The following is a 13,664-nucleotide window of genomic DNA, read 5'->3' on the forward strand; positions in this document are numbered from 1 at the left end:
GAGGTTACAAAATTTGTTGAGGATCGACGTTTTTTTTCTGTATGTCATCCAGAAGTCGATTAGCCTGATGGATGTTGACTTGTAATCGGTTGATTAGCATCTGTAACCGCTCAATTTCAGGAGTTTGCTTCGCTTTGAGCGTGTTTTCTAGCGCCTCCGTTTGTCCAGCTAAAATCGGCAAACCAAGGTTCAATGCCATACCTTTTGTTTTATGCAACGTGTCTTCTAGAGACGCGAAATCTTCAGCCATAAAATAATCAATAAGTTCATCAACCGATGATTCAAAATCGACAATAATACTTTTTAGTAGCTCATCTATCGCTTCCGGCGCTTCTTGCAAAGAAATGAGCATCTCTGAACTGGATAACTCTTCTTCTGTCAGCCGTAGCTTCTCTATTGGCTTGCGCTGCAACTGGAGAACGTTGTTGTCATTCGTTAATGGTAAATTCTCTTTTGGTTCGAGCCTCGTCGCAAACTGTTTAAGAGCGTCCGAAAAGCTCTCTTGTTGTAGCGGTTTTGTAAGCACATGATCCGCTCCGGCTTGAATAAAGCTATCATGCGCCTCACGAAAGACATCTGCCGTATACGCAAAGAGTAATGTTTTGATACCTAACTCTTGTCGAATCACACGCGTCGCTTCAACACCATTAATCTCAGGCATGTGATTGTCCATTAGAATCAGGTCATATTCGTTATCTCTCGCCTTTTTAACCGCCACCAATCCGTTTTCAGCAACATCGACCTCATGTCCCAACTTTTCGCAAAACCCTTTCGCTACAATGGCGTTCACTCGATTATCTTCAGCAAGCAATATCTGCAAATTGTGTGTTTTCTTGCGCGTTTTTGGGGGCTCTTGTGCCTTTGGAAGTTCGCATTCAACCCAAGGAATGGGCAGCTCGACGATGAATTGACTTCCGACACCCTCCACACTTTTCAATGTAATCTTGCCATCCATCAAGCCAGTTAATTTTTTAACTATTGCCAAACCAAGCCCTGTGCCTCCAAATTTTCGGGTAGTTGAAGAATCGGCTTGCTCAAACGAGTTGAAAACATGTTCTTGCTTGTCTAGCGCGATACCAATACCAGTATCACTCACAATCATCACCAAGCAATGATTTACCTTATCAAGTTCCGTTCTGATTAACACATGCCCTTCACTGGTAAACTTCACCGCGTTGCCAGCAAGATTAAACAAGATCTGTCGTAAACGTGCGCAGTCTCCGGTAAATTCAACGTATTCAGGCACTTCATTTTCCACGATCAATTCGATATTTTTTTCATCGATGAGCGGTTTTATTGCGCTACACACAGGAGAAATGACTTGATCTAAATTGAACTTAGCCTGCTCAAATTCCAGTTTGTTTTCTTCAACTTTAGAGAAATCCAAAATATCGTTGAGAATCGTCATCAAGTGTTGGCCAGAATCAAGAATGACTTTCACGTACTCTTTAGTCGTCGGCTCATTGGTTTCCTCTGCAATCATTTGAGAAAGGCCTAATACACCATTCATCGGCGTTCTTAATTCGTGACTCATTGCGGCGAGAAAACTTGATTTGGCTTTTGCTGCTCGCTCGGCTTTATTTCGCGCCTCCTCGATTTCGAGGTTCAATTGTTTCAAGTTGTACATTCGATATTGCGATTGATACAAGAATGCACTGACTAACAACATCACGGCAATAAAAACAAACAACCAAGTAAAACGCGCTTCACTTTGGGCAATATTGAGCAGCCGATGCTCCGCATCCTCGATAAAAACAAAGTATCCATGATCAAGCAGTTCATTCGTGAGTAGTTCTATCCTTTTATCGCTCGCTTGAAGCCGATCTAAGAAATTGGCTTCACTTTCACTCTCAACTACGTTTTGTGTCAAAAGCAGTTGGTTGAGAAACTCAAAATAGTGATGCCCACTCAACGTCTTTCCGGTATCGGTAGAAATATCTTGCTGATATAAGTTGAATAGCATTAATAACGCGTATTGATTCTCTACCTGAACGCCAATCAACATATCGAGCTTCAGCGTTGTATCAAGCACACGGTTTTTGAATAGATTGAGCGTATCCTCAACTTTTTTATGATTGGGCGTCACAGGGAACCAAACTGACTCCCTTGATGAATTTAGCAATTTCTCTGCAGCGACTTCTATATCTACTAAAGATGTCGTCAGTTCATAATTCTTCCTATCTTCAACCGCATATCGATTCACGATAACATCGCGCTCTTCAATCAACTTGTGCCCAATATCCGTCAACTCCGCGTGGAATTCTTGTGCACTTTTTGAATTCACATGTGACATATACGCCAATACACAACACGTCAGCATGGCAATAAAAAAGCAGAGATTAACCAGTTTGAATTTACTCATTTTCCAACACCTCTAAAATCACGGGTCTGGGTGCTGTCAAGGACTGTAAGAACGCTTCAATATCAGCGACACTTTCATCGCTCATCGTAATTCCGAGCTGCGTTTTCGCCATAATCTGTATCGCCTCAGATAACTGGTCAACTCGTCCGTTATGAAAATAAGGGCTTGTTAGGGCGACATTACGTAAACTGGCGACTCTAAAATAGAATTGTTCTTCACTTTCCGTCGTAATCAGGTGCCGTCCCGAATCCTCTACTACTGGCTTATCTTTGAAATAGGCGAACCTTTGTATCATCGCTCCGCCAATATTTTTGCCCTGATGACACTGTACGCAACCTGAAGACTGAAATGTTTTCCACCCCCTAATTTGCTGCTCACTGAGGACATGGGTGTAACCCAGTAAGTAGGCATCGAATGGTGCACCTGGAGTTTGGAGCCCTTCGACAAACTCCACAATGGCGGACTTAATATTGTTAATATTAATCGGTAGCTCACCATCACGACTAAATAGCGCTTGATAACGTTCGCTTCCTTTCACGTACTGCTCTATTGTTTGCCAGTTTGAGTCCATTTCTATTGGATTGTGGATTGGCCCATCAATCTGAGCCATCAAGGTGTTTTCGGTACCATCCCATAAAAAACGATAATTTAACGCTGCATTAAACACTGTGATGGAATTTCGAGTTCCATCACCTTTCACTCCTGTAGAGACGGGTGTATTTTCAGCGCCATTGGTTTGCAAGTTGTGGCACGTCGCACAACTGACGCTACCGTTTGAAGATAGCTGAGGATCACGAAAGAGATGCCAGCCAATTCTCGCCAGCTTAATATCTACGACAGGGTCACCTTCTATCGGCTGAACTAACGAAATATCACCTAGCACCTTAGCATTTCTTGCGATTGTTGCTTGGCTCAAAATGAGTGCCACAACAACTAATGTGATTATGCTGAATTGCCTCATCAACTGCATACCTTACACTTGCCATTAGTATGAAGTTAGTTGCATTTTTAGGTTTTTTCCATTAATGGAAAACGGTTACCAGAGCTGCACGCGGAGGGACTTTTATTTAAAGCTCACATAAGGAGCAAATGACGAAGGCGAGTAACGAAGAATTGACTCGCTTCGTGGAGTTATGTGTGCATATTTTAGCTTATAGAAGCCAGCAACCTTTGAACCCAAGTAATCTCACCATAGGAGATGAGATCGAAGATAGTAAAGAAAATGGCACAGATAATGGCCAGTTTGACCAAGCGTTGAACAATAAACATCATTATTACCCATCATTTTTTCGCAGTTTACTATTACAAAAGAAGTTTAGATACAGAAGAAAAGCACTAGTTACACTAATAGACTGTTTTATAAAAAGATTTATACCTTTACTAGCTGCACGATTAAACCGTAATTTGAATGCGCGGTACGTTATTGAGCATTTTAATTGCAAACACGAAAATCTAGTAATTAGGGCAAACGTTTCACTTACCATATCAGCTCAGCAAATCCTTCATTTTATCTCTATAATTTGAATCTATATCAACAATTTCTGTTAGAACATGTCGTACACTTTCAGTGAATTAACATCTATAACTATTTTTTAATGAAAACACTTCGCTTGTTTAACTTGAATCTTCGCTATAAAACCGCCCTATACTTTTCATTAGGACTGCTGGGCATGGTCATCAGCTTCCTTTTTATTAGCCGTTATTTTTTCCTGTATAGCTTAGATGAGCTCGAAGACATGGAAATTAACCATGCGAATCAGCAAGCACTCGCTGTCATCGACATGATGGTGAGCCAGCAAGAAAGCGCCTCATACGACTGGGCGTACTGGGACGAAACGTACGATCTGTTTGTTGATCGTGATATTGCGAAATATACCGAGCGAAACCTTTACACAGAGAGCATTGATGCGTTAAACCTCGATATGATGGCGTTTATCACGACTAATGGGCAAACCCTGCTCTCCTTAACTCGTGAGGATAACCCCGACACTTCTTCAGAACTCACCGCTAAAATGGCGAATCAACCTACTCTTCAAGATTACATCAAGTCCATGAATCACAAGCTTGATATCCATAGAGAGAGCATCTCAGGGTTGTTTAAAATCAACGATACTATTTGGGGTCTTAGCCTCAGCCCAGTTAGAAACAGTGAAGGCGACCGCCCTTCTAACGGATGGATGCTTTGGGGAAGAAACCTATCTTTGCGCTTTCCTGGAGACTTTAAATCCATTTTAACTGCGGAAAACTCATTAGAGACACAGATGGTAAGTGAATCAGACAGTAATCAGATGCGGGATATAGAGAAGACCTCGCGGTCAATAACAAAATGGGCCTCACTCTCTGATCTATCTGGTGAACCGATCGCATGGCTAAAAACGAAAACACAGCGAGAGCATTATGCGAAAGGTAATACGCTATTCATGTATCTGTTTGCAACAGTTGGCGTTGTAGCATCAATCATCGCTGCCGGCACCTACATCACGTTTAAAAATAAGGTCGCCACTCGCTTTAATCATTTTGCTGAAGGAATAAGCGAAATCGCCTCTCAATACCAACTTGAAGGCTTGCATTCTGTAAAAGTAGACGAATTAGAGTTAGCGACAAAACTGGTACAAAAGCTCTCTGAAAATACATCGTTAACCCAACTGCAATTGAAAGACTCGATGGAAAAGTTTGGTGCTCTGTACCATAGCTCCTCACTGGGCATGCTAATTGTTATCGATCGTAAAATTGTCGATGTTAACCAACGAGCGTTAGATCTGTTGAGCTACAGCAAATCGCAATTGATAGATCGTCCTCTAGACGCCTTGTGCCCATCTGAGGACGATGAATGTCGAGTTGACGCAATGTTCAGAGAGCTGAAAAACGGCAAAACACAATTCGAAGCGCAGGTGCTCGATAGCAATGCCGAAGAAATCGACTGTTTGATAGAAGCCACGCTCATTCAACATCATGGTCAAAGTGCGCTGATGATGTTGCTTCAGGATATGAGAGAGACAAAACAGCAAGCAGAAATGATCCAAAAACTCACCGACTTTGATCCGGTATCCGGTTTCTGTAATCGTCCTGTCATTCTCAATGCACTGCACGAGCTCGTAGAGACACGGCCAAACCATTTTTCGTTTGTGTACATAAACAGTAAGACTCTCAAGCAAATTGCAGGGGTATACGGTCACCTCATTTTTGATGAAGTGATTCAATACATCGCATCCGCAATACGCGAGCAATTAGGGGCATTCCAAATAGGCCGAATTAGTGAGCATGAATTTATCGTTTTGATTCCAGATATCGAGCACCACCAAAAAGCGATAGATGCTACCAATCGATTACTGAATCATTTGTCACATAAGGTCCAGCTCTCCGGGATCATGATGTCATTAGACAGTAAAGCGGTGATGATGGACCTAAACATTACTCACCAGTCTGTCGAGCATTTACTGCTTGCAGCACGTTTCTCATCGCAATCCGCTAAGGGTCGTCACTCTCACGAAGTATTAGTCATTGATGAAGAACTATCAGAGCAAGCGGAAACGTCTATGGTGATCAATCGCGATTTAGAAAATGCCATTAGACAAGATGCGATTAAACCTTTTTTCCAGCCTATCGTGGATGCTAAAACCACTGAAGTCATTAGCTTCGAAGCACTTGCTCGTTGGCAACATCCAACATTAGGGATGATTTCACCAGAAGTATTTATTCCGATGGCAGAACAAGGAAAACTTATCGTCGAATTGGGAGAGTCCATTCTCAAACAATCGTGCGAATTTATCAGTCGGCTCAACGGAGTTCGTCATGCGCAAGGTCTGTCGATGTTAAGCGTGCATGTGAACTTAAGTGCGCAGCACTTTTATCATTCCGGACTGATGTCCTACCTAAAAAAAGTGATGGCTCAATACAACCTCTCTGCGGGCCAGCTTGTGCTTGAAATTACCGAAAGTATGTTGATGGGCGGAGAAATAGAATCAATCCAAAGCATTCAAGACATCAAGCGACTTGGTGTTGGACTCGCTTTGGATGATTTTGGTACTGGATACGCATCATTCAGTAGCGTATGTAATTTTCCATTGGATATTGTGAAGCTGGATAAATCTTATATCGACGAGATTGAAACCAATGACAGAGCAAAAACACTGGTAAGAAACATTGCTAACATGTCTCAAGAACTAGGGTTAACTATTGTCGCCGAAGGTGTTGAAACCGCGAGCCAAGTACGCAAGCTTAAAGTTTGGAATATTGATGAGTTGCAAGGGTTTTACTTCCACAAACCGATGTCTGCCGAGCAAGCACTCGTTCAATTTTCTCGCCACGTAAACAGTTAGTCTCTCTCCTCTAAAACACATTAGGAAAGCAAAGTGATTACCGTCACTTTGCCTTTTTGTTGAACCTTTTCACATCAGACGCCCCACGATTAGTGACTACCGATATTCATATTAGGGCCCGTTGCCTCAGATGTGCCATGATAAATGCTGATATGACTAATTCGAGTGATCAATTACTTATTTGCACTAGTATTACTGCGTATATACTTGAATTAGGTTTTCAAAAAGTCCCTGTGACCGCACAAGGAGGACTGCATGAAACGACTATGGATATGGGTCTTACCTTTACTTTTGTTTGCTAGTCAAGCACTGGCCAATACTGTCTGGATTGTTCCCGTCAAAGGCGCTATAGGTCCTGCTACCAGCGACTATTTGTCTCGTGAGCTAGAAGAGGCACAACTCAACGGTGTCAGTTTAGTGATCTTAGAGATGGACACTCCGGGCGGCTTAGACAGCGCAATGAGAGATATTATTCACGCGATTACCACCTCCTCCACTCCAGTTGCGACTTGGGTTGGCCCGTCAGGCTCAAGAGCGGCTAGCGCAGGGACATACATTTTACTCGCCAGCCACGTTGCCGCAATGGCTGAAGCCACCAACCTTGGCGCGGCAACACCCGTCGCGTTAGGTGGTGCCCCTCAGCCCCCTTCATCAGATGATGGCAAAGATCAAAACGCGGAAGAAACGTCAGAAGGAACCAACGAAGGTTCAGAGAAAGTTCCCGCGAAAACCGCAATGGAGAAAAAGGTGATTAATGATGCTAGAGCCTATATTAAAGGCTTAGCAAAGCTTCATGGCCGAAATGCAGAGTGGGCAGAGAAAGCAGTAAGTGAAGCAGCGAGTTTGGACGCCACAGAAGCATTAGAATTAAACGTTATTGATTATATAGCCAACTCCCCAGAGGATTTAGTCAAAGCCATTGATGGACAAACTGTTAAAGTTAACAATCGTGATGTGACATTGTCACTGGAAAATCCCGTATGGATTGAAAGAACACCCGATTGGCGAGCAGAAATGCTAGCCGTTATCACAAACCCAAACGTCGCCTACATCCTGATGCTCATTGGCATCTACGGTTTGCTTCTTGAGTTTTACAACCCGGGCATTGGCTTACCCGGCGTATTGGGTGGTATTTGTTTGCTCCTCGCCATGTATGCATTACAAATGATGCCTGTGAACTACGCAGGGCTTGGGCTGCTGTTACTCGGAATTGCACTGATGATCGCGGAAGCATTCAGTCCGAGCTTTGGCATTTTGGGCTTAGGTGGCGTTGTCGCCTTTGTGCTCGGTTCCATCTTCCTCATGGACAGTGAGTTACCAGGATTTCAGATCGCCCTTCCTTTAATTTTCGGTATTTCTATCTTTTCTGTCGCGCTGATCGTGTTGACGGTCGGCCTGCTGCTCAAAATACGCCGACGACGTGTGACAACAGGTTTAGAAACTTACCCTGGGAAAATCGCTGTCGTGAGCGATGACTTTATCGATGGCGAAGGGCGCGTTCAGCTTGACGGTGCGCTATGGCGAGCCAAAACCAAAGACCATCAACAACTCAAACAAGGTGATCATGTCACCATTGTGAATGTGAAAGGGCTGACCTTAACCGTGATGCCTGATGACCGCCAAAATAAATAGGAGGCGCTTTATGATGCTCTATACTGTTGCGGTGATCGTGGTGCTGTTGTTCGCACTTGCGACCCAAATGTTTAAGGTTTTGAGAGAGTATGAACGTGGGGTTGTATTCTTTCTTGGTCGCTTTCAAGAAGTAAAAGGCCCTGGCTTAATCATTCTTATCCCATTTATCCAACAAATGGTACGGGTGGATTTACGTACTGTCGTTTTGGATGTGCCGACACAAGACTTGATAACCAAAGATAACGTGTCTGTGCGCGTCAATGCGGTTGTTTATTTTCGCGTAGTCGATCCTCAAATGGCAATTAACAACATTGAAAGTTACAGCGATGCCACCAGCCAGTTAGCGCAAACCACGCTGCGATCAGTATTAGGCCAGCATGAACTGGATGAATTACTTTCAGAGCGCGAGCGTCTCAATAAGGATTTACAATCCATCCTCGATCAACAGACTGATGACTGGGGCATCAAGATTGCCACGGTTGAAGTCAAACATGTTGATTTAAATGACAGCATGGTCAGAGCGCTAGCGCGTCAGGCCGAAGCAGAACGTAACCGTCGTGCGAAAATCATTCACGCTACCGGTGAGCTAGAAGCTTCTAATAAATTAAAAGAGGCAGCTCAAATGCTCAACGAAGCGCCGAATGCGCTGCAATTGCGTTACATGCAGACCCTCACGGAAATCACGACAGACAAAACATCGACTATTATCTTCCCAATGCCGATCAATCTTGTCGAAGCCGTCAGTGATATCGCCGAAGCGGTAAAAAAGAATAAAGAGACACAAGATAAATAAAAACCATATTCAAGGAAGTAACAACCTTACACGTTACTTCCTTGCTTTAACTTGCTTGTTTTCGAAGAGTATTTAGTTTCTCTTTTAGTGTTTGGAGCACTCCCGCTTCATTACCGACAAACCTGTGTTAAAACAAGCTCTCCACGCTGTTTCGACATCATCGTCGTATTCAAAATCACACTCTTGAACCGTTTCGATAAGGCTTTCAAACCAAACATCAATATCCTGTGGTTCAATGCCAATATCGGAACTCGCATGCTTCTTACCATATTTCTCCACCATCTTGTGCGCCTCGTTAGAGGTATCGGCCATCATAAAAAACACGATAGATCCTCTAAGCATTCGCACCTGTTGGTGCATGTCGACACCATCAAACTTTTGTCTGAAGCTTGTACTTTTTGACCATAACTTCTTGTAAAACAAGTCGAAAAAGCCTTGGTTCGCGATACAACGTTCATAACTATCGTTGAAAACTTGAATCACGTTCATGTTGCTCTCCATTACTCTCTTAATATGAGTGTAATTTAATAATCATCAAAAGCATCTAAATGATGATGCCTAACCCTATGAAGCACACCAATTTTCAATAAAAAGTAAAAAGTGATTCAAATAAACGCCCTCTTATCAATGAAAAAATATCCCGTATTATGAATCCATATTCGAGGTACGCATGGTTGTCGATGCTAAGCGCATCCTCATTTGTCACAAAAATAAAAAGGATACAAACGTGTCTCATCAAATCATTACTGATCTAAACAGCCGCTACACTGCTAAAAAATACGACGAAACCAAACGCGTTTCTCAAGAAGATATGGCAATCATCAAAGAAGCACTCCGTCTTTCAGCGTCTTCAATTAATTCGCAACCGTGGAAATTCATCGTGATTGAAAGTGATGAGGCCAAGCAACGTTTCCACAATACGTTTGCAAATATGCACCAGTTTAACCAGCCACACGCTAAAGCCGCGTCACATACGATTCTTTTTGCGTACGATCCAAACTTCACCAAAGAGAAGTTCGCGAAACGTGTGGATGCCGAAGTAACGTCTGGCCACCTACCGGCGGAAATGTACAACAACTTTATGGGCGCCTACGCTTTTGCCGATGCAAATACGGATGAAAATGGCTTTAACGGGAACTGGACAAAAGCACAAGTCTATTTAGCGCTAGGCAATCTACTACACACCTTGGCTCGTCTGGGTATTGACTCAACGCCGATGGAAGGCGTAGATCCAACACTAATTGGAGAAGTATTCAAAGAAGAATTAGAAGGCCATGTCTGTGAAGTTGCACTGGCGATTGGCTACCACAAAGACGGGGAAGATTATAATCATGGTCTACCAAAAGCTCGCCTTGCGATGGATGATGTAATTACGACTCTATAATCGACCGTTTCCTTAGCTTAACTATTTAACTCATTGTTTAAACCCAAAAGAGCCGCACTAATATGCGGCTCTTTTTTAGCTTGGCTTCAACTCTACTCTAACTTTATGCCACTTGCTCGGACTTAAAGTTACCAAGCAATGCATCGTAAAGCTCGTTGTCGCTTAACACACCAACTAACTGATTGTCCTCCACCATAAGCAGAGGCTGATTGCTGCGCTGCTTAAGCTCAATCGCTTCTCGCATACTGATTTCCGGGCTAACCTGAACCAGAGAATTTTCGTTTACCTCATCAAGGTTCGAAGAATCGCTCTTCCATTGAACCAACGACTTATCTGTATCCGCTAAGCTTAAGCCTTTGCTCTCTTGGGTCACCCAAATATCTTTGTCAGGGCAAATCAGAACACGCTCATCTTCACGAACTAAGTCGTCACGCATCAAAGAGCGTCCCTTAAGTACGTTCAATGGATTAGTGTGGGCTACAAAGTCAGCCACATAATCGTTTTCTGGAGCAAGAATGATCTGCTCGGGCTTGCCGTGTTGAATCAATTTTCCTGATTCCATAATGGCGATGTTATTACCGATTTTTAACGCTTCATCCAAGTCGTGGCTCACAAAAAGAATGGTTTTGTTTAGCTTTTCTTGAAGCAGAATCAATTCATCTTGAAGCTGAGCACGAATCAATGGGTCAAGCGCTGAAAACGGCTCATCCATTAACAAGATATCTGTGTCCATCGCGAACGCTCGCGCTAGGCCAACACGCTGCTGCATACCACCAGAGAGCTCGTGCGGGAATTTCGTTTCCCACTCAGACAAACCGACCATTTCGAGCTGTTCACGCGCTTTTTTACGGCGCTCTGCTTTGCCAATGCCTTGCATTTCTAGACCAAACGCAACGTTATCTAATACCGTTAACCATGGCATCAATGCAAACTTCTGAAACACCATGGATACGCGGTGAGTACGAAGGTGGCGTAACTTCTGTTCGTCACAGTTAGAGAGCTCAACCATGTCGTCGCCGTCTTTAATTTTCAGAGAGCCACGAGAAATTTCGTTCAACCCGTTAACTGTTCGCAGCAAACTTGATTTACCCGAGCCTGAAAGCCCCATCAAAACACAGATCTCACCCTGTTTCACGTTCAGCGAAACATTATCAACCCCAACCACTTGGCCAGTTTCGTCGATGATTTCTTGTCGAGACTTGCCTTGGTCTAGTAGTGCTAACGCTTGTGACTGCTGCTGACCAAAAACCACATCAAGATTTTGAATAGTAATTGCGTCCATGATTAAGCCTCCTTCTGGTTTGGTGCTTTACACAAGCGGTCAAGAATGATGGCGACGAGTACAATCGCTAAACCCGCTTCAAAACCTTGCGAGATGTTTACGGTATTCAGTGCACGTACGACTGGCTTACCAAGTCCATCAGCACCAACAAGTGCCGCAATGACCACCATAGAGAGAGACAACATAATACATTGCGTAACACCGGCCATAATACTTGGTAATGCCGCAGGTAACTCTACCTTAAACAGCAGCTTCATGCGGCTTGCACCAAATGCTTTGCCCGCTTCAAGTAGCTCCTCCGGCACTTTAATAATACCGAGGTACGTCAATCGAATTGGCGCAGCGATAGCGAAAATGATGGTCGAGATTAGGCCAGGGACAATACCTAAGCCAAACAGAACCAAAGTTGGAATTAGGTAAACGAATGTCGGTACGGTCTGCATCAAATCGAGGATTGGTCGCAACAAGGTGTATAACCAAGGACGGTGTGCCGCCATAATGCCCAACGGCACGCCAATTAATACGGAAATCGTTGTCGCTGCAAACACAAGGACAAAGGTTTCCAGCATTTCTTGCCAGTAACCAAGGTTGAGAATTGCGAGCAAGGCCAACACGATGAATACAACAAGCGGAATGCTGCGGTGTAAGAACCAAGCAATTGCCGCCGTCATAATGATTGGCGCTGCAGGTGGCATCCATTTAAAAATGTCCACCACGAAAAGAATGATCGTTTCAAGTGTAATAGAGATTGCATCGAAGAAACCCGATGCATTGATGGTTAACCAATCGACGCCAGTTTCCATCCATTGGCCCAACGGTAGTTTGTTGTCCGTAATAAAATTCAAAATAAAACCTTTGTGTTAATGAAGCGGGCATGACTGCCCACTTTCTTTTTCAAAAAAACGCGCTTAAAAACTGCTTAATTAAGCGTTAGTTTTTAAATAGTTTGTAATTGCTGTTACTGCGTCTTGACCATCCACCGTCTTAACGCCTTCTAGCCACGCTTCAATTTGTTCTTGGTTTGCGTTCAACCATGCTTGCGCTGCTTTCGACGGTTTCTGCTTCTGGTTGAGAATCGCTTCCATCAATTCGTTTTCCATTTCTAGGTTGAATTCTAGGTTTTTCACTAGCTGACCTACATTTGGACACTCAGCAAGGTAGTTTTTACGTACGTTTGTGTACACATTCGCGCCGCCGTAGTTAGGGCCGAAGAAGTCGTCACCACCCGCTAGGTATTCCATTTCAACGTTGCTGTTCATTGGGTGAGGGGCCCAACCTAGGTACACAATCCATTGGTTGCGGCGCGCAGCACGTGATACTTGAGACACCATGCCAGCTTCACTGGATTCAACTAGGCTGAAGTCTTTTAGGCCGAATGCGTTGCTATCAATCATTGATTGAATTAAGCGGTTACCATCGTTACCTGGTTCAATGCCGTAAATGCGGTCTTTAAATTTGTCGGCATGTTTTACTAGGTCAGCGAAGTTGGTCACGCCTGCGTCATAAACGTACTTTGGAACCGCGAGTGTGTATTTTGCGCCGACGAGGTTCGCTCGTACGGTTTCAACGGTACCTGCATCACGGTATTTCGCGATGTCACCTTCCATTGTTGGCATCCAGTTACCTAGGAAAATGTCGATATCGCCATTGGCCATAGAGGAGTAAGTTACAGGCACTGACAGAAGATCGGTCTTCGTTTTGTACCCCAACCCTTTTAGCAGCTCAGATGTCACGGCGGTGGTCGCCGTAATGTCAGTCCAACCTACATCTGCAAAACGTACCGTTTCACATTGGTTGGCATAAGCGCCTGTTGCTAAAGTACTTAGTGCGATTGTTGAGAAGATTTTTGTCATCTTAGACATATTGAATTCCTTGTAATGATTACTGACTTT

At 43.7% G+C, this 13,664-nt stretch carries 10 protein-coding genes; 4 read left to right on the forward strand and 6 right to left on the reverse strand.

Annotated elements, in window-relative coordinates; genetic code table 11:
* Nucleotides 1–4 precede the first annotated feature (4 nt).
* Entirely contained in the window at nt 5–2,362 is a 2,358-nt protein-coding gene (locus VEA_RS16805; RefSeq protein WP_006741022.1) for an ATP-binding protein, read from the reverse strand.
* Nucleotides 2,355–3,323 (reverse strand): cytochrome-c peroxidase, encoded by a 969-nt coding sequence (locus tag VEA_RS16810; RefSeq protein ID WP_006741023.1) that lies wholly within the window; start codon nt 3,321–3,323, stop codon nt 2,355–2,357. The genes VEA_RS16805 and VEA_RS16810 overlap by 8 nt, the downstream gene beginning before the upstream one ends.
* Before the next feature lie 709 nt (nt 3,324–4,032).
* Here VEA_RS16810 and VEA_RS16820 point away from each other — a divergent pair.
* The 3 genes from VEA_RS16820 (at nt 4,033) to VEA_RS16830 (ending at nt 9,106) form a co-directional block, all read left to right on the forward strand.
* Entirely contained in the window at nt 4,033–6,681 is a 2,649-nt protein-coding gene (locus VEA_RS16820; RefSeq protein WP_006741024.1) for an EAL domain-containing protein, read from the forward strand.
* A 255-nt stretch (nt 6,682–6,936) separates the two neighbouring features.
* Nucleotides 6,937–8,313, forward strand: coding sequence for an NfeD family protein (locus VEA_RS16825; protein ID WP_006741025.1), 1,377 nt, complete (start codon nt 6,937–6,939; stop codon nt 8,311–8,313).
* Nucleotides 8,314–8,323: 10 nt separating this feature from the next.
* Nucleotides 8,324–9,106, forward strand: coding sequence for a slipin family protein (locus VEA_RS16830; RefSeq protein WP_005373196.1), 783 nt, complete (start codon nt 8,324–8,326; stop codon nt 9,104–9,106).
* A gap of 84 nt (nt 9,107–9,190) precedes the next feature.
* Here VEA_RS16830 and VEA_RS16835 read toward each other — a convergent pair whose 3' ends face one another.
* A complete protein-coding gene (locus tag VEA_RS16835; RefSeq protein WP_006741026.1) occupies nt 9,191–9,595 on the reverse strand; it encodes a globin in 405 nt (134 codons plus the stop codon).
* A 238-nt stretch (nt 9,596–9,833) separates the two neighbouring features.
* On the opposite strand from VEA_RS16835, the gene VEA_RS16840 reads away from it, so the two are divergent.
* Entirely contained in the window at nt 9,834–10,490 is a 657-nt protein-coding gene (locus tag VEA_RS16840; RefSeq protein ID WP_041853138.1) for an NAD(P)H-dependent oxidoreductase, read from the forward strand.
* Between the two features lie 103 nt (nt 10,491–10,593).
* Here VEA_RS16840 and choV read toward each other — a convergent pair whose 3' ends face one another.
* The 3 genes from choV to VEA_RS16855 form a co-directional block, all read right to left on the reverse strand.
* On the reverse strand, nt 10,594–11,772 hold the full coding sequence (gene choV / locus VEA_RS16845; RefSeq protein ID WP_006741028.1) for a choline ABC transporter ATP-binding protein: 1,179 nt from the start codon (nt 11,770–11,772) through the stop codon (nt 10,594–10,596).
* A gap of 2 nt (nt 11,773–11,774) precedes the next feature.
* Nucleotides 11,775–12,617: a choline ABC transporter permease subunit gene (choW, locus tag VEA_RS16850; RefSeq protein WP_005392552.1), complete on the reverse strand. Its 843-nt coding sequence runs from the start codon at nt 12,615–12,617 to the stop codon at nt 11,775–11,777.
* Between the two features lie 78 nt (nt 12,618–12,695).
* Entirely contained in the window at nt 12,696–13,634 is a 939-nt protein-coding gene (locus tag VEA_RS16855) for a choline ABC transporter substrate-binding protein (RefSeq protein WP_005392553.1), read from the reverse strand.
* Nucleotides 13,635–13,664: the final 30 nt, after the last annotated feature.

This window comes from Vibrio antiquarius, assembly GCF_000024825.1.
Lineage (GTDB): Bacteria > Pseudomonadota > Gammaproteobacteria > Enterobacterales > Vibrionaceae > Vibrio > Vibrio diabolicus.